23 protein-coding genes are annotated in these 26009 nt (G+C 35.1%); 10 read left to right on the top strand and 13 right to left on the bottom strand.

Annotated features, from left to right (window positions below):
- Positions 1–17: 17 nt before the first annotated feature.
- Positions 18–2819: a DNA polymerase I gene (gene polA, locus B3P17_RS07390; RefSeq protein ID WP_252637851.1), complete on the bottom strand. Its 2802-nt coding sequence runs from the start codon at positions 2817–2819 to the stop codon at positions 18–20.
- A 358-nt stretch (positions 2820–3177) separates the two neighbouring features.
- Here polA and B3P17_RS07385 point away from each other — a divergent pair, with 358 nt between their 5' ends.
- Complete coding sequence (locus B3P17_RS07385; RefSeq protein ID WP_252637852.1) at positions 3178–4149, top strand: polyprenyl synthetase family protein; 972 nt, start codon at positions 3178–3180, stop codon at positions 4147–4149.
- Between the two features lie 34 nt (positions 4150–4183).
- Here the strand turns inward: B3P17_RS07385 and B3P17_RS07380 are convergent, their stop codons facing one another.
- The 7 genes from B3P17_RS07380 to B3P17_RS07350 form a co-directional block, all read right to left on the bottom strand.
- Positions 4184–5041, bottom strand: a complete 858-nt coding sequence (locus B3P17_RS07380) for an AraC family transcriptional regulator (protein ID WP_252637853.1) — start codon at positions 5039–5041, stop codon at positions 4184–4186.
- 135 nt (positions 5042–5176) lie between these two features.
- Complete coding sequence (locus B3P17_RS07375) at positions 5177–5827, bottom strand: HAD family hydrolase (protein WP_252637854.1); 651 nt, start codon at positions 5825–5827, stop codon at positions 5177–5179.
- Positions 5828–5971: 144 nt separating this feature from the next.
- Positions 5972–6766 (bottom strand): M48 family metallopeptidase, encoded by a 795-nt coding sequence (locus B3P17_RS07370; protein ID WP_252637855.1) that lies wholly within the window; start codon positions 6764–6766, stop codon positions 5972–5974.
- 34 nt (positions 6767–6800) lie between these two features.
- Positions 6801–7229: a GNAT family N-acetyltransferase gene (locus B3P17_RS07365; RefSeq protein WP_006841599.1), complete on the bottom strand. Its 429-nt coding sequence runs from the start codon at positions 7227–7229 to the stop codon at positions 6801–6803.
- Between the two features lie 24 nt (positions 7230–7253).
- Positions 7254–8075 carry an alpha-1,2-fucosyltransferase gene (locus B3P17_RS07360; RefSeq protein WP_252637856.1) on the bottom strand — a complete coding sequence of 274 codons (822 nt, stop codon included), beginning with the start codon at positions 8073–8075 and terminating at the stop codon, positions 7254–7256.
- 161 nt (positions 8076–8236) lie between these two features.
- The gene (gene ychF, locus B3P17_RS07355; protein ID WP_135105335.1) at positions 8237–9340 is read right to left on the bottom strand and encodes a redox-regulated ATPase YchF; all 1104 of its coding nucleotides are present in this window, start codon (positions 9338–9340) and stop codon (positions 8237–8239) included.
- 96 nt (positions 9341–9436) lie between these two features.
- On the bottom strand, positions 9437–10384 hold the full coding sequence (locus tag B3P17_RS07350) for a hypothetical protein (protein ID WP_291104782.1): 948 nt from the start codon (positions 10382–10384) through the stop codon (positions 9437–9439).
- Here B3P17_RS07350 and B3P17_RS15885 point away from each other — a divergent pair.
- Entirely contained in the window at positions 10367–10441 is a 75-nt protein-coding gene (locus B3P17_RS15885) for a fibronectin type II domain-containing protein (protein WP_409517022.1), read from the top strand. The genes B3P17_RS07350 and B3P17_RS15885 overlap by 18 nt on opposite strands.
- 106 nt (positions 10442–10547) lie before the next feature.
- Here the strand turns inward: B3P17_RS15885 and B3P17_RS07345 are convergent, their stop codons facing one another.
- From B3P17_RS07345 to B3P17_RS07335, 3 genes are read right to left on the bottom strand one after another with little or no spacing between them, the layout of a single operon-like run.
- Entirely contained in the window at positions 10548–11195 is a 648-nt protein-coding gene (locus B3P17_RS07345; RefSeq protein ID WP_291104779.1) for a GDSL-type esterase/lipase family protein, read from the bottom strand.
- Between the two features lie 20 nt (positions 11196–11215).
- Positions 11216–11749: a hypothetical protein gene (locus tag B3P17_RS07340; RefSeq protein ID WP_291104776.1), complete on the bottom strand. Its 534-nt coding sequence runs from the start codon at positions 11747–11749 to the stop codon at positions 11216–11218.
- A gap of 1 nt (position 11750) precedes the next feature.
- Positions 11751–12491, bottom strand: coding sequence for a GDSL-type esterase/lipase family protein (locus B3P17_RS07335; protein WP_252637860.1), 741 nt, complete (start codon positions 12489–12491; stop codon positions 11751–11753).
- 643 nt (positions 12492–13134) lie between these two features.
- Here B3P17_RS07335 and sppA point away from each other — a divergent pair.
- From sppA to B3P17_RS07315, 4 genes are all read left to right on the top strand, one after another.
- Entirely contained in the window at positions 13135–14889 is a 1755-nt protein-coding gene (gene sppA / locus B3P17_RS07330) for a signal peptide peptidase SppA (RefSeq protein WP_252637861.1), read from the top strand.
- A 16-nt stretch (positions 14890–14905) separates the two neighbouring features.
- On the top strand, positions 14906–15991 hold the full coding sequence (gene lpxK, locus B3P17_RS07325; protein ID WP_252637862.1) for a tetraacyldisaccharide 4'-kinase: 1086 nt from the start codon (positions 14906–14908) through the stop codon (positions 15989–15991).
- A 28-nt stretch (positions 15992–16019) separates the two neighbouring features.
- Complete coding sequence (locus tag B3P17_RS07320; RefSeq protein ID WP_291104771.1) at positions 16020–16835, top strand: purine-nucleoside phosphorylase; 816 nt, start codon at positions 16020–16022, stop codon at positions 16833–16835.
- 93 nt (positions 16836–16928) lie between these two features.
- A complete protein-coding gene (locus B3P17_RS07315; protein ID WP_252637864.1) occupies positions 16929–18371 on the top strand; it encodes a transglutaminase-like domain-containing protein in 1443 nt (480 codons plus the stop codon).
- On the opposite strand, the gene B3P17_RS07310 is transcribed toward B3P17_RS07315, so the two are convergent.
- Positions 18368–19564 (bottom strand): MFS transporter, encoded by a 1197-nt coding sequence (locus tag B3P17_RS07310; protein WP_252637865.1) that lies wholly within the window; start codon positions 19562–19564, stop codon positions 18368–18370. The genes B3P17_RS07315 and B3P17_RS07310 overlap by 4 nt on opposite strands.
- Positions 19565–19690: 126 nt before the next feature.
- Between B3P17_RS07310 and thiL the strand changes: the two genes are divergently transcribed.
- The 4 genes from thiL (at position 19691) to B3P17_RS07290 (ending at position 25300) form a co-directional block, all read left to right on the top strand.
- Positions 19691–20722: a thiamine-phosphate kinase gene (thiL, locus tag B3P17_RS07305; RefSeq protein WP_252637866.1), complete on the top strand. Its 1032-nt coding sequence runs from the start codon at positions 19691–19693 to the stop codon at positions 20720–20722.
- A gap of 81 nt (positions 20723–20803) precedes the next feature.
- Complete coding sequence (locus B3P17_RS07300; protein ID WP_252637867.1) at positions 20804–21730, top strand: hypothetical protein; 927 nt, start codon at positions 20804–20806, stop codon at positions 21728–21730.
- A gap of 138 nt (positions 21731–21868) precedes the next feature.
- Positions 21869–24484, top strand: coding sequence for a valine--tRNA ligase (locus B3P17_RS07295; protein WP_252637868.1), 2616 nt, complete (start codon positions 21869–21871; stop codon positions 24482–24484).
- 84 nt (positions 24485–24568) lie between these two features.
- Positions 24569–25300 carry a lysophospholipid acyltransferase family protein gene (locus B3P17_RS07290; protein ID WP_252637869.1) on the top strand — a complete coding sequence of 244 codons (732 nt, stop codon included), beginning with the start codon at positions 24569–24571 and terminating at the stop codon, positions 25298–25300.
- A 7-nt stretch (positions 25301–25307) separates the two neighbouring features.
- On the opposite strand, the gene B3P17_RS07285 is transcribed toward B3P17_RS07290, so the two are convergent.
- Positions 25308–25913: a hypothetical protein gene (locus B3P17_RS07285; RefSeq protein WP_252637870.1), complete on the bottom strand. Its 606-nt coding sequence runs from the start codon at positions 25911–25913 to the stop codon at positions 25308–25310.
- Positions 25914–26009 lie beyond the last annotated feature (96 nt).

Raw genomic sequence — 26009 nt, 5'->3', positions numbered from 1 at the left:
CTCTTTATTCTTAAACTTTAATGTGCCTCCAACCAGTTCTTCCCTTTTCCGCAATCGGCTCTTAGTGGAACAGCCAGTTTATATGCATTTTCCATTTCTTCAATTACTATCTTCTGAACTTTATCAAGTTCATTTTCAAGAACATTAAAATTCAACTCGTCATGTACTTGAAGAATCATCTTCGATTTGATATTCTCTTTTTCGAAACGCTTAAAAATATTATTCATCGCCACTTTTATGATGTCAGCCGCACTTCCCTGTATGGGTGCATTTATAGCATTTCGCTCGGCATAACCACGTACAGTAGCATTACGAGAGTTGATATCAGGCAAGTATCTTTTTCGTCCAAAAACAGTTTCTACATAAGTTTTCTCACGTGCATCGGTTATACATTTATCCATATATTCTTTCACCTTCGGATAGGTCTCAAAATAACCGTCAATAAGTTCTTTGGCTTCTCCTCTTGGAATAGTAAGACGTTCGGCCAATCCAAAAACAGAAATACCGTATATGATACCAAAGTTGGCTGTCTTTGCCTTGCGACGCATGTCGCTTGTCACTTCATCTATCTTCAATTTATAAATCTTAGCGGCTGTAGCAGCGTGTATGTCTTCCCCACTATTGAAAGCTTCTACCATCGATGGGTCTTGGCTAAGATGTGCCATAATACGAAGCTCGATCTGAGAGTAGTCGGCAGAGAAAAACAAGCATCCCTCGTCGGCAATAAATGATTTTCGAATCTCTCTTCCCTGTGCATCGCGTATAGGAATATTCTGAAGATTGGGATTCGTAGAGCTCAGTCTTCCGGTAGCTGTAACTGTCTGGTTAAATGATGTGTGTATCTTTCCATCTTTGGGGTCAACAAGCAGCGGAAGTGCATCAATATAAGTACTCAGAAGTTTTTTAAGACCTCTGTATTCTAATATTTTATTTACAATCGGATGCGTATCTTTGATACTCTCCAATGTTTCTTCACTAGTTACATATTGTCCCGTTTTAGTCTTTTTGGGCTTGTCTACAATCTTTAATTTGTCGAAAAGCACCTCTCCTACCTGCTTAGCCGAATTTATATTAAATTCTGTTTCTCCAAGCTTATATATCTCCGATTCGATATTCTGCAATTCTATGGTAAGAGTCTTTGAATACTCTCCTAAAGCAACCGTATCCAGTCTTACACCGATAAATTCCATGTCTGCAAGAACATAGATAAGAGGTAACTCTATTTCGTAAAATAATTTACTTAAATCCTGTTTCTCAATCGCCTTTTCGAGTATGCTTTTCAGTTTCAATGTAACATCCGCATCCTCACATGCATAATCACTAATCTGATTAGGACGTAGAGAACGCATATTCAACTGATTTTTACCCTTAGCCCCTATCAGCTCATCAATATGTATTGTTCTGTATTTCAGATATGTTTCTGCCATATAATCCATATTGTGTCTCAACTCAGGATTGATAAGGTAATGAGCAATCATTGTATCAAACAATTTGCCTCGTACATGAATATCATATTTTTTGAGAACAATAATATCGTATTTTATATTCTGTCCTATTTTCAGTATCTTCTCATTTTCAAAAAACGGACGGAATTTATCTATCAGTTTCTTCGCTTCGTCAAAGTCGGCAGGAACGGGAACATAATAAGCTTCTCCCTCTTTGAAGGCAAAGGACATCCCTACCAGTTCGCTCACTATAGGGTCGAGACCTGTAGTCTCGGTATCGAAACAGCAAGATTCTTGATTAGAAAGAGTACTTATCAGTTCTAAAATCTCTTTCTCTTCCTCCACAAGATGATAAGAGTGAGGTATATCTTTCAGCTCCTGTAAGGCGGAGTAGTTAACGGTTGCATTATCTGAAGAAGAGTCTACAGGCGGCAATAATTCGGCAAATAAATCGCCCTGTATAGCTTCATGCGTTGTAGTATTCCTCACAGGGTGTGATGGGATACCATCAGTCTTTAGAACCCTGCTGATAAGTGTTCTGAACTCAAGCTCTTCAAAAATAGCACTTATTTTTTCAGCGTTTATTTCTCTACGAGCAAATTCATCTTTGTTGAAATCGACAGGTACATCGGTCTTGATAGTAGCCAGAAATTTTGAAAATATAATTTGCTCTTTATTATCTTCCAATCGTTGTTTTAATGCTCCTTTAATCTCCGATGTATGTTCAAGGAGGTTTTCGATAGTTCCGTATTCCTCTAACAGCTTCTGAGCAGTTTTAGGACCTACACCGGGACATCCGGGTATATTATCGGAAGCATCACCCATAAGACCGAGTAAATCGATCATCTGGTCGGGAGAAGATAGCTCATATTTCTCCATGATGGCTTTAGCATCTAACACATCAAATCCCGATCCTGCAAACTTTGGTTTGTACATGAATATATGATCGGATGTAAGCTGACCATAATCCTTATCGGGAGTCATCATATAAACATCTATATTCTCCTTTTCTGCTTTCTTCGCAATAGTACCAATTACATCATCAGCCTCATAATAAGGAACTTCCAACTCTTTGATATTATAAGCTGCAATAATCTCCTTGATAATAGGAACAGCTGCCCTTATATCTTCAGGAGTCTCCTGACGCTGCGCTTTATATTTCTCATAAGCATCATGACGGAACGTTCCTCCCGGAGGATCGAATGCGACGGCAATATGTGTCGGGTTTTCTTTGCGAAGAAGTTCCTCTAATGTATTTACAAAACCAAACACAGCAGATGTGTTCTGACCCTTAGAGTTAACCCTCGGATTCTTTATAAATGCATAGTAAGAACGGTATATGAGCGCATATGCGTCTAATAGGAATAATTTCATTGGGGAATATATTTATATTATAAAACAGTGGAAAGTTAAGGAAAAACTGATGAACTACAAAAGAGACAAATTAAAATAGATAATCAATCTTCACCGTAAGATCCTCTATCCGTAACCGAGCGGAAAGAAAAAAATAAACAGCTTTACTTATTCATATTCTTATTTACAAAAAAGTAAAAAAACAGAGTAATAGAACCAAATATCAAGGACTATTTGAGGATACTAACTATTAAAAAAGAATTCAAAAACATTAAAATGCAATTATTCTTTAAAAAATTCCTTATATGTATGTAAAGTTACGCATATATAATGCTTAAAGCCGAAATATTCTTAAATTTGCAACTCAACAAAACAAGATATGGATAAAAAGCTTTTAATAGCTAAACCTGTAGCGGAGGAATTAAAAATATTCAATACTTATTACAAAGATTCTGTTTTTTGCAATAATGTAAGGATTCAGGAAATTATAGATCACATTATGAAATCGGATGGTAAAAGAATCCGTCCCATTTTACTGCTTTTGGCTGCTAAAGCCTGTGGCGAGATCAATAATATTACTTACAATGCTGCTATCACTGTAGAACTTTTGCATACAGCTTCGCTTATACACGATGATGTTGTAGATGAATCAAAAATAAGAAGGGGAAAGGCTTCATTGAACGCTATTTATGATAATAAAATGGCTGTTCTGGCAGGTGATTACTTCTTGTCTACTGCTCTTATCAAGAGTGTGTTGACAGGAAACATAGAAATCATATCCAACATATCTGATTTAGGGCGCGATTTGGCCGAAGGAGAACTTAATCAGCTTTCGCTGGTGAAAGAACTGATCATTGACGAAGATGAGTATTTTCAGGTAATAAAGAAAAAGACCGCCTCTCTGATGTCGGTATGCATGCGTATAGGCACAATATCTGTAAGTGCTTCGGAAGAAGAAATAGAAAAATTTACCCGCTTGGGAGAATTATTTGGATTGTGTTTTCAATTACGTGATGATATTTTCGATTATTTTACCGATGCTATTGGCAAGCCAACAGGAAATGATATCCGTGAAGGGAAAATAACTTTACCTCTTCTGTATGCTATTAAAAATGCTTCGGAAGAAGAAAAAAAGGAAATACTATCTATCGTATATTCTTATAACTATACGGACGAAAATATTCAGCATCTGATCAACTATGCCAAAGAGCATGGAGGAATAGATTATGCATACAGGAAGATAGAAGAGTTTAAGGAACAAGCCGAGAAAATTATAGAAACTATTCCTGATTCTGATGTGCGTGAAGCACTCGAAGCTACAGTAGATTATATTATAAAAAGAGTATATTAATAAAAGAGCAACTTTAAGGAAGTTGCTCTTTTACTTATTGGATAGGAATATAAATCTCCGTTTTCAATTTATCCGGAGTTGTACGATCCGGATTATTTAAATATTTCTCAAACCCCTGATCGATCCGTAGTTCATATCCATTATCAGGAACCCATCTAAATATAGTGTCAAACACAGAGGACAAATTATTATAAGGTCCAATATAAGTAAAGACTAAAAATTTACCCCCTAAAACGTTTTTTACGCCTATTTCTCCTTTTGGTGACACTTCCTTATGGATTACAAGACAAACGTCTGTTATGAGCTTATCCGAATCCGTTACATGAGGGTCGTCATGAGACATAGTAAGATGTTCGATGCCTGCGGTAAACAGTTTATTTTCTTTTACAAAAGACCATAGTTTACTATATGCACTTCCGTAATCAAGAGTACGATAATCACCCTGAAGACGCACGTATATAGCTTTTTTGGAGTCAAGCTCTACTCTTTTTGGATTTTTGAGTTGTATATCAGAAGATACTTGCAATGGTTTCATAATTTTATAACTTTTGTTATTTCTATAATCTGATGGTGAAATATTATAGTACTGGCGAAAAACTTTTGTAAGAGAAGAAGGGGTATTATATCCTACATTATATGCAATATCTTGTACCGAAAGATTGGAATATCTTAATAAACGAGCTGCAGTCTCGATGCGCATTCTTACAACAAATGCTCCTACAGATTCTCCAATTATAGCTTTAAAAATACGATGAAAATGAAATTCCGAAAAATTTGATATCTCTGCTAATTCTTTCAAATCCATTTCATCATTCAAATGATTGCCTATGTATTCGATAATGATATTAATACGTTTCGCATAATCTTCTCTGGTTGATATTTTCTGCTTCATACTTATAACTTTCTGTTACAAAATTATATATAGTGCAATATAGTTACTTTTCCAAACTTGCTATTTATTGAAAACTAACAAAAAGAGAGCATCATTCAGATGCTCTCTCTTCTTTATTATATTTTTATAGACTATTTAAGCCATTAAACTTTTTAGCTTTTCTGTATCAGTAAAATCAGCTATCACACCGTATGTATAGTCTTTCAGGAAATCGACAGATAAGGTTGTGGATACACCTATTACACGCATAAATGCATAAGTAGCAGCTTTGATACCGGTAAATGCATCTTCGAATACGATACACTCCCCCGATTGTACTCCAAGATTTGTCTTAGCCAATACATATCCCATCGGGTCTGGTTTCCCTTTCTTTATACTATCTGATGTAATTATTGTATCGAAAGTATCGCCTAAAGACAACTGGTCTAATACAACCTTTACTTTACTGGAAGGAGAACTGGTAACAAGACCTATTTTATAACCTTCATCTTTAAGGTATTTGATAAAATCAAGAACGCCTGGAATAACCGTTTCTTTATAATCGATGGCTTGTTCCATTTTCGAACATGCATCTCTTATAGCTTGTTTTTCTTCGAGAGTTGAAATCGTAAAATAAAGTTCAATGATAGAACTCAATGTCATTCCCTTTATTACGTCGGAAAAGTTATTAATTTTCAACTCATTCTCTTGTGCTATCTTACTCCAAAACTCATCATAAGCGTGCTCTGTGTCTACGACAACACCATCTAAACCAAACAGTACGGTTGTTATTTTACTTTTTGCCATTTTATTTTATTAATACTATTAGCTAATAATAAAAACTGAACAAAGTAAGATAATTTTATTGGGAATCCTGCTATATATCATCATAAAATAAAAACGGAAACATGATGATGTCCCCGTTTTTAAGATATCGTAGCCTATAATTTCTTATTTATATTCCTTCTTATATTTGGCTTCAAGTTTGTCTGCTCTTTTGCCACTTTCGGGATGAGTAGAAAACAATTGTTTAGCCTTGCTTTTGTCTACACCTGCATCGTCAGACAATTTTTGAATAATGCGTAAAGCTGTTACCATTCCCATCGGATCTTTACCACTCTTTTTCAAGAATTCATAACCATAATCGTCAGCGGCATACTCTGCCTTTTGAGAAAATTGAGCACCGGCAAGAGCTTCTCCAAGTTCTCCCAACTGAGAATCGGTCAGTGCAGCTGCTACATCGCCAGTAGATCCTACTGCATCTTTGAGTGCAGAAGTAAGTAATGCTTTTTTGAATGCTTCCTTAGAATCCTTATTAACGATATGACCTACTTCATGACCTATTATTCCCAATATTTCGTCATCTGTCATCAATTCCATTAAGCCCGCAAATACACGTATACTTCCGTTTGCACAAGCAAAAGCATTCTGATCTACAACATAATAAGCCTGAATATCAAGCTTTACATCTGAAGGCATTGTTGCTTTTATTTTTTCGAGACGGTCTGCTACAGCTTTCATCCCGGGATCAGAATCGGTTGTTTTACAAACCGGGTTATGAGCATCCATCCAGTCAATATATTCCTGGCAATAGGTAGCTATTTGTTCGTCGGTAAGTGTTAATGCCTTTGCTGTTTTAGTAGCTGCGTCAAGATGCTTTTTATTAATCTTTAGTCCTCCCAGCTGCGCATTTGCAGTATGAGAACATATTAAAATTAGTGTTAAGGCAATTAGTAGTTTTTTCATAAAAATAAATGTTAATGATTAGTATTTTAAAATATTAGCTTTTCTCTAAATGTAATATGGGATAACCTTTTCCCTCTCCATCATATTCGTCTCTGCCCACTTCTTTAAATCCTAAATGATAATAAAAATCCAAGGCTTGTGTATTTTGTTCGTTTACATCCACTTTTCGTGCATTCAATGTGTTTACAGCATAATCCATCAAGATTTTGCCTATACCCTCTCCCCTACTTTCATTCTCTACAAAAAGCATTTCTATGCTATTATCACTTATACCTAAAAATCCTTTTATAATGCCCTTCTGATTTCTATAAACATATAGAGAAACATGATGAAAATAGATAGGAATATGAGTTTTATAAAATTCAAAATCTTCGTCTGATAAAAAATCATGAGTAGCCTTTACAGCACTCTCCCAAATATCTATTAATACAGGGTAATCTTTTTTGTCAGCTGAACTAATCATAGTGTAAATTATTTAGGTTAAACTTTAGTCTATATCAAGAATATTTCCGTTTTCAAAGGTATTAAAAGATATGATTCTAGAAAAATCAGAAAGTTTTAATTCTTTATTTTCACACATCATATAACACACCGGTACTTTTCCATAAAATGAAGCCCATTGCGAGAATGAACTTGGAGGACCTATTATATAATCACTTTTAGACAAAGCATATAGATCTTTTTCTGAGGATGATTGGGGTATGACAAAACAATCTAATTCCGGAAAATTATGAAGGTTTATCTTTTCATTAGAACAAATCAAAAATTTAACCTTCTCTCCTTTCTCTAAAAGCTGTTTTTCTAAATTTCTCATCGCTTGAGAATAAGCTTCGTCAGAGAAATAGTATATCCCATCGAGCCACTCTTTATAATCTCCTCTACGTATATGTACGCCAACTATGGTAGCTTTTTCTTGAGAAGATAGAAAGTCGTTTACAGCAATCACTACATCTTTTTTGAAATCAAATAAAGGACGTATATTATCCGACTGCTCTATTACTATTTCTCTATTTCCAAGACGATTAGACCAGCCCTCTATCAAATTAAGATTAAATAATTTTCTGAATATATTAGATCTTCCGTTTTGTATATATCCTCTTGCTTTAAGCGAAAGGAATACTCTTTGTAGAAGTTTTTTGGACTTAAAACGTATAAGTTTATTTCTGTTCAGATTGGAAAAAGCAGGTAAATATTCATCGAAATTTATAACCAATACTTTCTCTTCGTACTTCAATCCATAAGCTATAGATGGAATAAGAGACCATATTCTGTTACACAACTGACCCGGAGAATCGTAGTTAATAATCATAAGAATATTAGTGAGAATTTGTAAAGTTATAAATTAAAGAAATATAGAGGCGATTATAAAATAAAATTGTTGCTAATATCAATCATGACACTATATCACATAAGTAGTATAATAGCATGAATATTAGCAACAATGATAAAAATATTATAAATGCCTAAGATTTATACATTAAATCTGAAATGCATTATATCACCATCCTGAACGATGTATTCTTTTCCTTCTACATTCATTTTACCGGCTTCCTTCACGGCAGCTTCCGAACCCAATGTTATAAAATCATTGTATTTTATAACTTCGGCACGAATAAATCCTTTTTCAAAGTCGGTATGTATAACGCCTGCACACTGAGGAGCTTTCCATCCTGAAGTGAATGTCCAAGCACGTACTTCCTGAACTCCGGCTGTAAAATATGTTTGTAATCCGAGAAGCTTGTAAGCCGATTTAATCAGTCTTGCTACTCCCGATTCTTTAAGTCCAATTTCTTCAAGAAACATTTGACGCTCTTCGTAAGATTCAAATTCAGCTATTTCAGACTCTATTTTCGCAGCTACAATAAGAATTTCAGCATCTTCATCCTTTACAGATTCACGTATTTGCTCTACATAGTTGTTTCCCGAAACAGCACTGGCTTCATCTACATTGCATACATAAAGCACAGGTTTGTATGTAAGAAGATAAAGCTCTTTCGCTATTTTTTCATCCTCTTTATTATCAAATTTAACAGTACGGGCCGACTTACCTTGCTCAAGCGCTTCTTTGAACTGAACCAAGATATCATAAGCACGTTTAGCTTCTTTATCCCCTCCTGTTTTCGCTTGTTTCTCTACTTTCTGAATACGGGATTGTACTGTTTCCAAATCTTTGAGTTGGAGCTCTATATCTATAATTTCTTTATCTCTCACAGGATTTATACTTCCATCCACATGAGTGATATTATCATCATCGAAACAACGAAGCACATGAATAATAGCATCTGTTTCACGTATATTAGCAAGGAATTTATTACCAAGCCCCTCCCCTTTGCTAGCTCCTTTAACGAGCCCGGCTATATCTACTATTTCTACTGTTGTAGGCAAAATACGATTGGGTTTAACCAATTCCGCTAATTTATTTAATCTTTCGTCCGGAACGGTTATTACTCCTACATTTGGTTCTATTGTACAAAAAGGAAAATTTGCCGATTGTGCTTTTGCGTTCGATAAACAGTTGAAAAGAGTAGACTTACCCACATTAGGAAGTCCTACAATACCACATTGTAATGCCATTATTTTATATAAATTATTTTTTCAGGGTACAAAGGTAGTGAAAAATCAATGACATACAGTTTTTTGATTTTACGAAGTAAAGATCTCCGTAAATAATTATATAAATAACATATGATAAGGATCTTTATCCAATATTTTCTTATAATAATTCCTGAGATTATTTATCTGGGTATCATTGGCCGATTCAGTTACATTTATATCCCTAAGTCGGATTCTATTTTTAAATTTAATAGGTAGATAGTGTGACGAATATTCAGTTTTAACATATTTGGTTCCTTTCAGATGTGCCATAACATTCAACCAAACATCATCTGCATAAAAACATAATTCTCTTAATAAATCAATATTAAAGACATCCTTATGCAAAGAATGAGGAGGATAAAGTACTCCTCCTACACCTGTAGGGAATATATCAATAGAAGGTGACTTCGCATCATTTATCATTTTCCATTCATTATACTTTGCCAGATTTCTATCATTAATCTTTACTTCCCATCCGCGACAACAACAAATAGTTTGAGGATATTTTTCAGATAACTCGATGAGATGTTGTGTTATATATGAATTATATAAAATGTCATCATCAACAGTTATAATAATATCATCAGGAAATTCCTGCATAGCATAATAATATTTTGTATGTGCCTTCAGGTTTTCATCACAAAACCTTATTTCGAGTCCTCTATCCTGTAGACGAAGTAAGTTTTTTGGTAATTCTGATAACGAGGAAAACTGTTCTTTAGATAACCATAATAAAATTTTGTCAGGTTTTAATTCCTGTCTCATGATAGATTCTATCACAAGCCATACTCTATTTATACGTGGAGGAAAAGAAGTCAACGAAACTATAATACGATTACTTGCTTTATCCGATTTTTTCAATTTATATTCATCCTTATTTGCTGTTATTCTGAAATAGATTGGGACAAACAAATTGACAAAATAGAGGGTCGGAATACGTAGAAACGGATATAAGAAATATCTGGATAAAGGATTATGTTTTATATGTATAAATGTATATAAAGTATCAAAGAAATTAATCATTTTTGGTTTCCTTTTATTTTTAAAAACCAAGTTTATAATAATTGTACTGATCATTAAAACAATATCTACATATAGGCATATTTAATCGATAAATACTTCTATACAAACAAAAAAGAGCATCCTTTATAGGGATACTCTCCAGATAATTAAGAATAAAAATACCTTATTTTATTACTCTATCTATTACCTTTTTAGCTGTAGCTTCCATTATCTTATAACCTTCTTCATTAGGATGTACTCCATCAGTACCTAAATTGCTTTTCAAAGCATTATTTTCGTCACACATCACCGAAAAATAATCTATATATGAAAATCCTTTTTCCTTAGCATAAGCTTTTATTTTCGCATTAAGAGACATTATTTTTTGAGGCACATCTTTTATCTCTTTTCTCCAAGGATATTCGCCTGCAGGTGTTACAGATGATAATATCACTTTTATGCCGTTAGCATCAGCCAGTTCAGCCATCGACATGATATTTCCTAAAGTAAATTCTTCATTATATGGTCCTGTATTTTGAGCAACATCATTTGTACCTATATTTATCAATACTGCAACCGGCTTAAGATTAAGTACATCCTGACGAAAACGGGATAACAATTGCGGGCTGGTTTGTCCACTTATTCCACGACCTACATAATTGTTTGATTTAAAAAAATCAGGGTGTGCATTANNTTCACCTTTGGCAGGTGCAGGCAATGCAGCATTCGCTTCGGCATACCTATCGAGATTTATAAGTTTATTAAATTCCTGTGCGCGAGAGAATAATCCAAAAAAGGAAAAAAAGGACATAATTAAAATTACTTTTTTCATGATAAATAAGTATTTATATTTCAAAAATTGAATGAATATCCTATGCTATAGAAAAGATTATTACCATAAGGTGAATACTCGTCCTGTACTACATCGTATTGTATCATGGCTATCATATTCATGTACCGCAAACCTCCTCCTATAAGAACAGACGTCACAAATTTATTAGTTTTATATTTATTTCCACTATTTTCTATAGTTTCCCATACACGGCTGGCTTCAGGCTGAAGGCTTATCACAAGAAAATCAACAGGATAAAAACGTCCAAAAACATTAAAACTTACATAATGCCTGCTCCATTTAACATCGTAATTTTTCTCTCTGAAATAGTTATATCCTAATCCTACCCCGGCAGTAAAATATTTAGAAAAATTATAACCAACCTGAGGAGAAATACCCACAGCTGTATAATTCCCGAATTGTAAATTCATATTACCTCCGAAAGTAAGTTTAGAAGGATCAAAACCGGAACCGGATTTATAACTTCCTCCATATTGCGAATAAGCAAGACCGGTACTTAATATTAAAGACAGAATCAAAATTAATTTTTTCATATCATTCGTTTTTATCATTTTTATTCAGAATATTATCAATAGCCTTTTGTACCAAAGGTTCCATTATTTTTTTATACCCTTCTTCGTTAGGATGCAATCCATCAAGCGAATAACTATTTATCATTCCGTTTTCACTATCGCGCATAGGAGTATTCAAATCTAAATAGTAATAACCTTTCTCTGCAGCATAAATTTTTATATGTTCATTCAGTTTATCTATTTTCTCTGGTACATCTTTAATTGGTTCCCATCCATGACCTTTGCATGGCAGAAGAGAAACCAATATTACTTTTATGCCATTCATATCAGCTAATTCGACCATCGATTTTATATTATCCATCGTAAACACAGGATCGTACTCACCTGTTTTCTCGGCTATATCATTTATACCTGCATTTATAACAACAACTTTAGGATACAATTCTATAACATCTTGCCTAAAACGTAAAAGCATCAATGAACTTGTTTGTCCACCCTTTCCCCTGCATACATAATTATTATCTACAAAGAATTTGTATCGTAGATGTACCCAATTTTCGGTGATAGAATTCCCTATAAACACGACCCTATTTTCATTAACTTCAGGTATTTTCAATTGACTATTAGCCCACGCATAAGCATTTAGTTTAAAAATATCGTTATTCAATCTGTCTTTGTATAAGCGATATCCTACGTATGGTATCAATATCAAATTTAGTAATACAGATATTACAAAAATGGTATAAATAAATTTCTTTTTCATATCAATTATAAATGATCTGATTATTTTCCCGATTGCACCAATTGGAGGAGGTAACAAAACAACATGCTATTATAAAAAGGATATATTTAAAAACTAAAAGGAGTTTATTAAACATTATATATATTATTAATTTTTAATTTAAACTTAACAAAAAATCATTGTGTTTGTAATAGACTGTTAATTGTGTTTATTCTTTTTTTGAAGAATACTTGTAAATATCGATATTAAAAGTTCATTCACGTATAAAAGTGAGTTATTAAACAGAGTAAAATTATACAAATTATTTATATAAAGCGTATTATGAACTTTATTAAAACAATGTTAATAACTATGATTGTTGATAAATTTTCATTTTTTAATCTATTAATAATTGTTGATAAACCTTTCATAGCAGAATGATAAAAGCCTGTGATTTTTAATTGTTATCTGCGACTTATTTCATATATGTTGTTTAGTTTCATAAAACAATTGATTTTGTTTTAAAAATCTATTAACAGTTATCAACAGTTTATCAACAATCTTTTTTGATAATCTAAATATGTAAATAAAGAATAGGAAACAATTGATAAGAAATACTAATTTAAGTAGCATATTCACAGATAAATATATAATTTTGTTATTCATTAATATAATAATGTAAAAGATGAAAGGTTTTCTTAAGAGTTTATTAGCCTCTATAGTAGGCTGTTCTATCGTTATAGGTATTTTTATTTTTATATTTATTCTTATAATAGCCGCTATGTCTTTCGGCTCATCTGATAAATATAATTTGAAAGATAATACTGTATTGACATTGAAACTTGAAGGTACTCTGTCTGAAAGAGTAGAACCAAATTCGTTTTTAGACTTGATAGGTCAAAATACGGATTTAGAAATAGGATTGGATGATATTCTTTCATCTATAAAGAAAGCAAAGGAGAATGATAATATAAAGGGAATTTATATTAATGCCGGTGCATTTGCTGCTTCTAATGCTTCGTTGAAAGAAATACGCGATCAGTTAGCAGACTTTAAAGAAAGCGGAAAGTTTATTATTGCTTACGCCGATGTTTATTCACAAGGATGCTATTACTTATCGTCAGTAGCAGACAAAGTAATAATGAACCCTCAGGGTAATCTCGATTTGCATGGACTTTCATCTTCACCTACTTTCTACAAAGGGCTACTTGATAAAATAGGTATCGAGATGCAGATATTTAAAGTAGGTACATTCAAATCTGCGGTTGAGCCTTTTATGCTTGATAAAATGAGTGATGCAAATAGAGAGCAGGTTACAGCATATATAAACGATATATGGTCTACTATTACATCCGAAATATCAGACTCCAGAAAAATATCGGTAGATAAAATAAACCAACTGACAGATTCTTTGCAAACATTCAAATTAGCCAATGTTTCAGTTAGTGATGGGCTTGTAGATACGTTGATGTATGAGACAGAAGTAAAAGAATATCTGAAAGATTTGCTCAAAGTAGAAAAAGCAAAAGATGTGAGAATGGCATCCATCAAGGATATGACTTCCGTACCATTTGTAAAAGAAAGTAATTCTAAAGATGTTATTGCCATACTTTATGCCGAAGGATCTATCAACAATGGATCCGGTAAAGATGGTATAACTGATAAGAGATATGTGAAGGAAATTGAAAAACTGAAAGATAACGATAAAGTAAAAGCTGTAGTTTTCCGTGTCAATTCGCCCGGAGGAAGTGCTTATGCTTCGGAACAAATATGGAAAGCCATTACCGACCTGAAAGCAAAGAAACCGGTGGTGGTATCTATGGGAGACTATGCGGCATCGGGAGGCTATTATATTGCATGTAATGCCTCTAAAATTATTGCTCAACCAAATACATTGACAGGATCAATAGGTATTTTTGGTATGTTCCCAAATTTTGAGGGATTGACTAAAAAAGTAGGATTATCGTTTGATAATGTGAAAACAAATAAATTTGCTGATTTTGGTGACGCTACCCGTCCGATGAGACCTGAGGAAAAAGTAATATTGCAGCAATATATTGAACATGGTTACGATCTGTTTTTAACTCGTTGTTCAGAAGGACGTAATATCCCAAAAGATTCGCTGGATCATATTGCTCAGGGTAGGGTATGGACAGGTAATCAAGCCTTGAAGATAGGATTGGTAGATGCTCTTGGAAATATAGATACTGCGATACAAGAAGCAGCGAAACTTGCCAAACTTGATGATTATTCTTTGCAGGATTATCCTAAAAAAGTTGACTTTTTAGAAAGTTTATTATCCAACCAGAAAGAAGAATTTGCGACAAAGGCAATGAAAGAATATCTTGGTAAGGATTATGAATTATTCAAGACTATAAAAGAGATAAAGGAACAAGATTTTGTTCAAGCTCGCATGCCTTATGACATAAGCATAAGATAAAGATTCTAACTATATAATGATAAAACAACAGCCCGTGCATATCAACAAATGGCTGCTACCATTTTCATGGTTGTACGGGATGATTGTATTTTTTAGAAATAAGTTTTTCGATTGGGGAATACTCAAACAGGAAGAGTTCGATATCCCTGTTATCTGTATAGGAAATATCACTGTAGGAGGTACGGGAAAAACTCCGCATACCGAGTACGTTATCCGTTTGTTGAAGGATAAATATAGGGTAGGGGTACTAAGCAGGGGGTATAAGCGTAGAACAAAAGGATTTATTCTTGCAGATGACAACACGACCAGTAAAGACATTGGGGACGAATCGTTCCAAATAAAAAACAAATTTCCGGATGTTATCGTTGCTGTGGATGGAGACAGGCGTAGAGGTATAAAAAAGCTTTTATCGCTAAAGAACCCACCTCAAATAATCTTATTGGATGATGCCTTTCAGCATCGTTATGTAAAACCATCTTTTACAATTATCCTCTCTGATTTTAATCGTCCTATATATGCAGATACCTTGCTTCCTGCAGGACGTTTGCGCGAACCTTTTTCAAAGATAGATGATGCAAATATGATAATCGTAACTAAATGTCCTTTGGACTTGCAGCCTATCGATTATCGCATTATTTTGCATGATGTGAATCCTTTCCCATATCAAAGTCTCTATTTTACTACTTTCGATTATTTAGAATTAAAACCTGTATTTCGCAATAGCGGAGAAAGCAGGTCGTTAGAATTCTTACGAAACAAAACTGTTCTATTGGCTACAGGTATAGCTTCACCTAAAGTGATAATAAAAAAACTATCGGAGTATACCCGTAAGATAGATACAATAACATATCCTGACCATTATAATTTTAAGACAAAGGACATAAAGTATATTTCCGATAAGTTTAGAAATATAAGTTCAGAGAAAAAAATAATTATGGTAACAGAAAAAGATGCAAGCCGATTAGTTTTGAAAGATATAGATGAAGAAATAAGAAAGTATCTCTATTATCTTCCTATCGAAGTTGCATTTATGGACAAAGGAGACGATTTTGAAGATAAAATATTAAAGCACGTAGAAGACAGTAGATTTAAACTTAACTAAACTGTTTTAAGAGTAACAAATAGAATATATGCTAGAAAAAATATACGAAACAGCATCGTTTATAAAAAATGTTGTGGGCACTGTACCCAATATAGCTATTATTTTGGGCACAGGTTTGGGAGAATTAGTACACGAAATAAGCGATAAGAAAGAAATGCCATACGAAAAAATTCCTAATTTTCCACTTTCTACAGTAGAAGGACATAGCGGAAAACTTATTTTTGGAAAGCTTGGCGGAAAGCCCGTATTGGCTATGCAAGGAAGATTTCACTACTACGAAGGCTATACTATGCAGGAGGTAACATTCCCTATTCGTGTTTTTCAGGCATTGGGTATTCAGTACTTGTTTGTATCAAATGCAGCGGGAGGAATGAATGGAAGCTTCGATATAGGCGATATCATGCTTATCGATGATCATATAAATTTATTTCCCGAACATCCATTAAGGGGTAAGAATTACAAAGAGCTTGGCACTCGCTTTCCGGATATGAGCGAAGCGTATAACAAAGAACTTCGCCTGATGGCTATGAATATTGCTAAAGAAAATAATATTAAGTTGCAGCACGGAGTTTATATAGGTACACAAGGCCCTACATTCGAAACTCCAGCTGAATATAATTGGTTTAAGATTATCGGTGGCGATGCCGTTGGTATGTCTACAGTACCTGAAGTAATTGTTGGCAATCATGCAAAAATGAAAGTACTGGCATTTTCTATAATCACTGATATAGGTATCATTGGAAAGATTGTAGAGGTGACGCACGAAGATGTGCAGGAAGCCGCTAAAATAGCACAGCCCAAGATGGCCTATATTATGCAGGAGGTGATAAAGAGACTGAATTAACAAATTGAAAATATTAGAAATATAAAGGATGCTGATTTTCTGTATCCTTTTTTATTTATCTTTATAGATAGGTTTTATTCAAATCCATTTCTTATGAAAGCATACATTCTATCTATTATCATCCTATATTTTTGTGTTTCCTCTGTATCTTATGCGCAGCAGCAAGTAACAATCAATCAGATAAATGCTGAGATATCGAAGGGAAATTTCGATAAATCGAAAAAAATGATAGACCTGTACATTGCTCAAAACAGTTTATCGTCGGAGGAAATTTATAATCTGAATTTTAAGAAAGATGTGCTTGATAGAATAGCGATAGATTTTTCGAAAAACAAATCAGATGTTGTTGAGTTCATTAAAAAATATTATCCCGATGTAAATGACAAGATGCTCTCCGAGTGGGAAAATGAGAAATCTCTCGAATCGATGATTATCAATGGAGAAAAAAAGTATATGAGCAGAGCTGCTCCAAATCTATTCAGAATAAATAAACAAGCGATAAAACGCAAATTGGAAGTAGAGGGAAACCAAAAAGATGAATTACAGAATGTACTGAAAACACATTTACCATCTGTTGTAGATGGTTTGAAAAATACAGGAAGCACTCAAATGCCTCCTGTGAAAATGAAAGTAAAATATACTGTAACCCTTAAGCCGAATGTTGTTCCAGCCGGAGAAATGGTACGATGTTGGCTGCCTTATCCGCGCGAAGATAATCGTCGTCAGACAGACGTAAAGTTACTTTCTGTAAATGATAATAATTATGTTATATCCCCATCCGATTATGCTCAGCGGACATTGTATATGCAAAAAATAGCAGAAAAAGATAAGCCGTTAACTTTTTCATTCGAGTTTTCTTATGCTTCGGCTGCCGAATGGTTCAATATAAAACCTGAAAGTATAAAGGATTATGATACGAATTCAGATTTGTATAAAGAATATACTGCGGAGAGGGAGGCTCATATAATTTTTACTGATCAGATAAAACGATTGTCTGACCGGATCATAGGGAATGAAAAGAATCCATACCTGAAGGTCAGGAAGATATTCGACTTCATCAGTGATAACTATCCTTGGGCAGGTGCTCGTGAATATTCGACGATACCAAATATACCTGAGTATGTGATTGAAAATCATCATGGCGATTGTGGACAAGTATCCTTACTTTTCATTACGCTTGCCCGTTATAATGGTATTCCGGCAAAATGGCAAAGCGGATTTATGATGCATCCCAATGAGCTCAATTTACATGACTGGGCGGAGGTTTATTTTGAGGGTGTAGGCTGGGTGCCTGTCGACCAGTCTTTTGGTAGAAGAGACTTAGAAATGAGTGACGATATCAAATATTTCTATGCCAATGGTATCGATGCATATCGTTGGATCGTAAATGATGATTATTCACAGCCTCTTTTCCCTGAAAAAATATATCCTCGAAGTGAAACTGTCGATTTTCAGCGAGGTGAACTCGAATGGCGGGGAGGAAATATTTATTTCAACCAATGGAATTGGGATATTGATGTAGAATATTTGAACTAAGCTTTTTCCTTCTTCGTATTGGGTAAAAATGCTGCTACCAATCCGATTAGTGGCAAATAAGCACAAATATCATATACATGCTGTATGCTGGTTTCGTCCGCTATTTTTCCCAGTATGGCAGATGCTATACCGGCTATGCCAAATGCCAGTCCGAAAAATAAACCGCCAATCAACCCTACTTTTCCGGGAACAAGTTCTTGTGCATATACCAGGATTGCTGAAAAGGCGGAAGAAAGTATAAATCCTATAAAGATGCTCAAGACGCATGTCCATACAAGCCCTACATGAGGCATGATGAGAGCGAATGGAGCCGTACCCAATATAGATACCCAAATCACATACTTTCGTCCGATACGGTCTCCTATAGGACCTCCTATAATTGTACCAAGTGCCACAGCAAATAAGAATGCAAACAAAAATAGCTGTGCATCTTTTACCGAAACACCAAACTTATCGATCAAATAAAACATGTAATAACTATTCAGGCTCGCCATATATACATATTTTGAAAATATGAGTATAAGCAGAATCGTGATGGCAAAAGCTACTTTACCCGAAGAATATACAGACTGTTTTTCTATAGAACTATCATCTTTTTTGGTAGGTTTGAGTCTATACAGATTGCTCTTATACCATTTGCTTATAACAAGCATAATACCAATACATACAAGAGCTATAAGCGACAGCCACTTTATATTCTGTTGACCGTATGGCGTAATTATCCATAAGGCCAATAACGGACCAACGGATGATCCGAAATTTCCCCCTACCTGAAAGATAGATTGTGCCAATCCTGTTTTTCCTCCCGAAGCCATATAGGCCAAGCGGGATGCTTCAGGATGGAAGATGGATGATCCAAGTCCCGTAAGAAATACGGCGATCAACACATGAATGAAATTTCCTGCAAAAGAAAGAGAAAGGATCCCTATCATCGAAAATGCCATTCCTATCGGCAAAGAATAGGGTTGAGGTCGTTTATCTGTGATAAGCCCCACTACAGGCTGGAATATGGACGAAGATAACTGAAAGACGAGTGTGATAAGCCCTATTTGGGTAAAGTTGAGCAATAACGAATCTTTCAGCAAGGGATATACCGCCGAAATGATCGATTGCAGCATATCGTTCAACATATGGCATGCGGCCAACATGGAGAGTATGGCGAAAGCTGTTCCTGTTTGACTAGTTGTTTTCATTGTGAATGAAGAAATAAAAAGTCTGCAAATGTAGACTTAAATATTGATATATAAAAAAGGGAGGTTTGTTTTACTGCCATTGTAGGATAGAATCACTATTTTTGTATTCAATTAATTTTTAGATAAATGAAAAGAACAGAAATTGCCAGTCTAGGAGAATTTGGTCTAATAGATCATCTGACAAAAAATATAGAACTAAAAAATTCAAGTTCAGAAAAAGGAGTAGGGGACGACGCTGCTGTTTTGTCGTATGGAAATAAGAAGACACTTGTAACAACCGATCTGCTGCTCGAAGGTATTCACTTCGATCTGATGTATGTTCCCCTGAAACACTTGGGATATAAATCGGCGATAGTAAATTTTTCAGACATCTATGCAATGAACGGACAACCAAAGCAAGTGACCGTATCGTTGGGTATTTCAAAGCGATTTTCTGTTGAAGATTTAGAATTATTTTATGATGGTCTTGCCCTTGCCTGTCAGGAATATGGCGTAGATCTTGTTGGTGGCGATACTTCGGCTTCGCTTACCGGCTTGGCTATCAGTATTACTTGCCTTGGCGAAGGAGAAGAAGGTAAAATCGTATATCGTAAAGGAGCAAAAGAAACAGATCTTGTTTGTGTTTCAGGAGATTTGGGTGCTGCATTTATGGGGCTTCAATTATTAGAACGCGAAAAGGCCATATACGACAGGAAAAGCGATTTTCAACCCGATTTTACAGGAAAAGAGTATCTTTTAGAACGCCAATTGAAACCCGAAGCCCGGAAAGATATTGTGAAATTTCTTGCTGAAGAAGGGATTGTACCAACTTCGATGATCGATATTTCAGACGGATTATCTTCCGAGCTGAAACATATCTGCAAACAAAGTAATGTAGGATGTCATATCTATGAAGAAAGACTACCTATCGATTATCAGACAGCCATGATGGCCGAACAGTTCAATATGAATGTAACTACTGTGGCAATGAATGGGGGAGAGGATTATGAATTGTTGTTTACTGTTCCTCTGTTTATGCACGACAAAGTATCGAAGATAAAGGGAGTACATATTATCGGTCATATCACCAAAGATGGGAATGGCTTTATTCTTGAAACCCGAGATGGGGCAGAAATAGAAATAAAAGCGCAAGGCTGGGATTCGATAGGAGAGAAATAAGCTCATAATTTTTGTAGGACGCAACAAATCATGCATGTTATTCATCTATCTTATTAGATGATTAACTTTAATTACAATATTATGAAAAAGATATTTTTTCTTTCTTCTTTTTTCCTGATATTTTTTGCAGGATGTGATACTTCTGAGCCTATAGAAAGTGATAATAGTTTATTGCCAAAAACAATAAAAACAGAGCAGTCTTATGATGCCGAGCCTCAGTATGATTATACGCATATTACAACTTTTGAATATGATAATTCTGACCGTCCGGTAAATATACTAAAGGAAACTTATCGTAGATTGAATAACGAAAAAGCAGATAAAAATGTATTAGTATACAGCATCTCCCGAAAATTGGAATATTCTGTGTATTCTAAATCGGAGAAGTCTCTTAGCTCAAGAGATCTAGTAGGTGTTACGCAAACAGATGTGATAAAAAGCTGGATTAAGGATAATGACTATTCTACACATACCGAAACTCGAGTATATGATCTAAAAAGCGAAAAAAATAATCTTATTGAAATTACCCTGAACGGAAAATTCAAAGAAACTATCGAGTTATCCAAGGGCTTAGCCGTAAAATATAATAAAGTGAGGTTTTCTAACCCTCCTGAAGAAAATACGATTAATTATACAGAGGAATATAAGTATAATAGTAAAGGCGATGTTTCGCAGTACAACTATATCTCACTATTGGATGATAGGTATGCCAGTGAAGAAAAATATTTATATGATAGCTTTAATGGAGTATATAAGCATATGAATATCCCTCAATGGTTGTTTATCGCTCTTTTCGGAAACGAAGGACGTATTCATAATATAAGAGAAATATATGTTGTGCATGGTGGCAAAGAAACACCTTTCGCAGAAAATATATATAGATACAACTCCGAATACTATCCTAAAGAGTCTGTATATCGTCCCAATTCTGAACTGGTTGGCATATGGGGCAGTAAAACAACTTATGACTATGTAAAAGCAAAAGTATCACAGATGAGACCATATTAATTATAACTTTTCTACATTTACAGTTCGCCTCAGGTATTCATCTTCGATTATCTGAGGCTTTTTATAAAAAGGAAAATACAAATATATAAGCAACTATTTTGTATTTTTGTATCTCAAAATATATATTAACCACATAATATGGAAATTGCAAGTAAGTATAATCCTGCCGAAGTAGAGGATAAATGGTATAAATACTGGTTAGAGAATAAGTTCTTTCATTCAGAACCTGATAGTCGCGAACCTTATACAATCGTTATTCCTCCACCAAACGTCACAGGTGTCCTTCATATGGGGCATATGCTGAATAATACGATACAGGATATACTTGTACGCCGTGCCCGTATGATGGGTAAGAATGCCTGCTGGGTACCGGGAACAGACCATGCATCTATCGCTACAGAAGCAAAGGTAGTGGGTAAACTTGCTGCCGAAGGAATAAGCAAAAACGACCTGAGCCGTGAAGCATTCCTTGAACATGCTTGGGAGTGGACTCACAAGCACGGGGGTATTATCCTCGAACAGTTGAAAAAACTAGGAGCGTCTTGCGACTGGGATCGTACCTGTTTTACGATGGATGAGAAACGCTCCGAAAGCGTATTGAAAGTTTTTGTAGATTTATATAATAAGGGTCTTATCTATCGTGGAATACGTATGGTAAACTGGGATCCGTCAGCTAAAACTGCTGTTTCGGATGAGGAAGTTATACATCACGAAGTAAATGGTAAATTATATTATTTAAGATATAAAGTGGAAGGTGAAGATGGCTATGCGGTAATAGCTACCACTCGTCCCGAAACAATATTTGGAGATATTGCGGTATGTATCAATCCGAATGATCCGAAGACTGCACACATGAAAGGCAAGAAAGTGATCGTGCCGATTGCTAATCGTGTAGTACCAATTATCGAAGACGAATATGTGGATATGGAATTCGGTACAGGATTCTTGAAAGTAACACCTGCCCATGATGTAAATGACTATATGCTGGGCGAAAAATATAATCTTGAGGTTATTGATATCTTCAACGATAATGGAACGTTAAATTCTCATGGACTTCAATACGAAGGGATGGATCGTTTCGATGTACGTAAGAAAATCGAAAAAGATCTTGAAGAATTGGGCTTGATGGAAAAAACAGAGGCTTATACAAATAGTGTGGGTTATTCTGAACGTACAAATGTACCTATCGAGCCGAAGCTTTCTATGCAATGGTTCCTCAAGATGGAGGATCTGGCAAAGCCTGCATTGGAAGCTGTGGAAAATGACACAATCAAATTCCACCCTGCGAAGTTTAAGAATACTTACCGTCACTGGATGGAAAATATAAAGGACTGGAATATCAGCCGCCAGTTGTGGTGGGGACATCAGATTCCGGCTTACTATCTGCCCGAAGGTGGATTTGTAGTAGGAGAGACCCCTGAGAAAGCCTTGGCGGAGGCTCAAAAGCAAAATCCAAACCTCAAGATGGAAGATCTGCGTCAGGATGAAGATTGTCTCGACACATGGTTCTCTTCATGGTTGTGGCCTATTTCGGTATTCGATGGTATAAATAATCCGGACAATAAGGATATTAAATATTATTATCCAACGAATGATCTTGTTACTGGCCCGGATATTATTTTCTTCTGGGTGGCACGTATGATCATGTCAGGATACGAGTATCGTGGCAAAGCATGCTTTAACAATGTATACTTTACGGGTATCGTTCGCGACAAATTGGGGCGCAAGATGTCTAAACAACTTGGCAACTCGCCCGATCCTATCGAACTGATGGAAAAATACGGAGCTGACGGTGTTCGTATGGGCTTGTTACTTACAGCTCCGGCGGGTAACGACTTGCCATTTGACGAAAGTCTTTGCGAACAGGGACGTAATTTCAATAACAAAATATGGAATGCTTTCCGCCTGGTAAAAGGGTGGGAGGTAAGCGACTCTATCGAACAGCCTGAGTCGTCGAGAATAGCAATAGAATGGTTCCAGAATGTGCTGGCTAAGACTGCTTCGGAGCTTGATGATTTGTTTGGAAAATATCGCCTTTCTGAGGCTTTAATGTCTCTCTATAAGCTTTTCTGGGACGAGTTCTCTTCTTGGTATCTTGAGATGGCAAAACCGGCTTATCAGCAACCTATCGATAAGAAGACTTATGAAGCAACGTTAGGCTTCTTCGATTCCCTGCTTCGTTTGCTTCATCCATTTATGCCGTTTATTACAGAGGAACTATGGCAGGCTCTTGCCGAACGCAAAGCGGGTGAGAGTATCATGGTATCTGAAATGCCGAAAGAGGTTTCTTTCAGCAATGATCTGATTGATACTTTCGAGAAAGTGAAAGAGGTGATTGCAGGTGTGCGTACTATCCGCTTACAAAAGAACATTCCGAATAAAGAGGAATTATCGCTAGAAGTAATAGGACAATATAATACAGATTTCGACAGTGTGATCTCTAAGATGGGTAACCTTACTTCGATCAATACTGTTGCCGAAAAAGATCCTACTTCGGTTTCTTTCCTTGTTGGCACTACAGAGTTTTCTGTTCCACTTGGGAATAATATAGATATAGAAGCCGAATTGAAAAGACTGAATGATGAGCTTAAGTATCTTGAAGGCTTCTTAAAATCAGTTGCAGCGAAACTAAGCAACGAGAAGTTTGTTGCTAATGCTAAGCCCGAAATTGTGGAAAACGAGCGTAAAAAGCAAGCGGATGCCGAAAGCAAGATAAAGACGATTAAGGAAAGTATTGCAAATCTAAAAAAATGATATTAAGTAGGAGAGGAGCTATGTTCAGATAGCTCCTTTTTACACAGAATATAGTTTCAAATAAAATTATTCAAATTTAAACGAATGCTAAAGATTCTCTACCTCTTATACCAATGGATCATATTTGTTCCGCTATTAATATTAGCTACCATTTGGTGTACCCTTACTATTATTATCGGATCGACCTTAGGAAACAATAAGTTTTGGGGATACTATCCAGGAGTGATATGGGGGCGTTTTGTTTGTATGGCTGCTCTGTTGAAGATCAAAGTGAATAGAAATTCAAAATTGGATAAAAACCAATCGTATGTGTTTGTCGCTAATCATCAGGGAGCGTTCGATATATTTCTTATATATGGTTATCTCGATCACAACTTTAAGTGGCTGATGAAACAGGCTCTCAAAAAAATGCCTTTAGTAGGCTTTGCGTCAGCAAAAGCGGGACATGTTTTTGTAGATTCTACTACAAGAAAGGGGATTGTAGATACAATGAGAAATACGAAGAATACACTCAAAGACGGAATGTCTACCGTAGTTTTCCCCGAAGGGCATCGCTCACCGGACGGACGGATGGCAGAATTTAAGAAAGGGGCTTTTCAGACAGCAGTGAGCTTGAAATTACCGATTGTCCCTCTTACCATTGATGGAGCATATAAAGTTTTACCAATACACTCGTGGAAAATGAGTCCGGCAAAGATAAAATTGACATTTCATGACCCTATAGAAACTAAGGATCTTAAAGCGGATGATATTGCAGAATTGATGGATAAAGTGTATTCAACTATTCAATCTGCTTTGCCAGAGGAGAACAAATAAAGGTTTCTCACACTTGTGTATGAGAAAGAGTATCTGTATTTTCCTTATCTTCATTGATGTTTATTAGATACTCTTCTCTTATTGTTCTCATTACTTCAATAGGAACTTCCCTTTCAGAATAAATAATATTTTCTCCTTCATCCATGTAAAATATGATAGAGAAGTTTCCCTCTATATTTTGTAAATCTGTATATACCTTTATCTCGTAGTCATTGTTATTATCAAACTCAATTTCAATATTATATGCAATCATCATTGTCGTAAAGTGATGAATCTTCCTTTGAGTACGGAAAGGTTTATTTTCTATTATATATTCAAGTTTATCGGGATGCAAAATAAATATCTCTTTGCCTTTTCTTTTCCATTTCAAGGTGTAGAAAGCAAAAAGAAGTACTAGGAACATGAATACCAAAAGACAGCATACGACAAAATAATCTTTTATAGTATAACTATCATTTATGAAAAAAGAGAAAGTGAGACCAATCACAGAAACTATAGCCAAAAAGAAAACGAATATATGCAAGAATATATAAAACTTTCCTCCGGATATCTCTAGTTTAATCATTTTATCTTTTTTCTCCAGAGTATATGGATATACAATTCTTCTCTTCATAGTATCAGTGTCGTAAATTGAATTAGTATTTTCAGAACCGAAAGTTATAGAATTATTGACAAATATTAATAAGCGAGTATATTTTATTGAAAAAGG

It is taken from the genome of Dysgonomonas sp. UBA7630 (assembly GCF_002483985.1).
Lineage (GTDB): Bacteria > Bacteroidota > Bacteroidia > Bacteroidales > Dysgonomonadaceae > Dysgonomonas.
Note: the sequence above shows the minus strand (reverse complement) of the source record. Positions and strands in the feature narration are given on the sequence as shown.

Coding starts and splice junctions, on each gene's coding strand:
- polA (WP_252637851.1), bottom strand. CDS start 2,819: ATGAAATTATTCCTATTAGACGCATATGCGCTCATATACCGTTCTTAC.
- B3P17_RS07385 (WP_252637852.1), top strand. CDS start 3,178: ATGGATAAAAAGCTTTTAATAGCTAAACCTGTAGCGGAGGAATTAAAA.
- B3P17_RS07380 (WP_252637853.1), bottom strand. CDS start 5,041: ATGAAGCAGAAAATATCAACCAGAGAAGATTATGCGAAACGTATTAAT.
- B3P17_RS07375 (WP_252637854.1), bottom strand. CDS start 5,827: ATGGCAAAAAGTAAAATAACAACCGTACTGTTTGGTTTAGATGGTGTT.
- B3P17_RS07370 (WP_252637855.1), bottom strand. CDS start 6,766: ATGAAAAAACTACTAATTGCCTTAACACTAATTTTAATATGTTCTCAT.
- B3P17_RS07365 (WP_006841599.1), bottom strand. CDS start 7,229: ATGATTAGTTCAGCTGACAAAAAAGATTACCCTGTATTAATAGATATT.
- B3P17_RS07360 (WP_252637856.1), bottom strand. CDS start 8,075: ATGATTATTAACTACGATTCTCCGGGTCAGTTGTGTAACAGAATATGG.
- ychF (WP_135105335.1), bottom strand. CDS start 9,340: ATGGCATTACAATGTGGTATTGTAGGACTTCCTAATGTGGGTAAGTCT.
- B3P17_RS07350 (WP_291104782.1), bottom strand. CDS start 10,384: ATGATTAATTTCTTTGATACTTTATATACATTTATACATATAAAACAT.
- B3P17_RS07340 (WP_291104776.1), bottom strand. CDS start 11,749: ATGAAAAAATTAATTTTGATTCTGTCTTTAATATTAAGTACCGGTCTT.
- B3P17_RS07335 (WP_252637860.1), bottom strand. CDS start 12,491: ATGAAAAAGAAATTTATTTATACCATTTTTGTAATATCTGTATTACTA.
- sppA (WP_252637861.1), top strand. CDS start 13,135: ATGAAAGGTTTTCTTAAGAGTTTATTAGCCTCTATAGTAGGCTGTTCT.
- lpxK (WP_252637862.1), top strand. CDS start 14,906: ATGATAAAACAACAGCCCGTGCATATCAACAAATGGCTGCTACCATTT.
- B3P17_RS07320 (WP_291104771.1), top strand. CDS start 16,020: ATGCTAGAAAAAATATACGAAACAGCATCGTTTATAAAAAATGTTGTG.
- B3P17_RS07315 (WP_252637864.1), top strand. CDS start 16,929: ATGAAAGCATACATTCTATCTATTATCATCCTATATTTTTGTGTTTCC.
- B3P17_RS07310 (WP_252637865.1), bottom strand. CDS start 19,564: ATGAAAACAACTAGTCAAACAGGAACAGCTTTCGCCATACTCTCCATG.
- thiL (WP_252637866.1), top strand. CDS start 19,691: ATGAAAAGAACAGAAATTGCCAGTCTAGGAGAATTTGGTCTAATAGAT.
- B3P17_RS07300 (WP_252637867.1), top strand. CDS start 20,804: ATGAAAAAGATATTTTTTCTTTCTTCTTTTTTCCTGATATTTTTTGCA.
- B3P17_RS07295 (WP_252637868.1), top strand. CDS start 21,869: ATGGAAATTGCAAGTAAGTATAATCCTGCCGAAGTAGAGGATAAATGG.
- B3P17_RS07290 (WP_252637869.1), top strand. CDS start 24,569: ATGCTAAAGATTCTCTACCTCTTATACCAATGGATCATATTTGTTCCG.
- B3P17_RS07285 (WP_252637870.1), bottom strand. CDS start 25,913: ATGAAGAGAAGAATTGTATATCCATATACTCTGGAGAAAAAAGATAAA.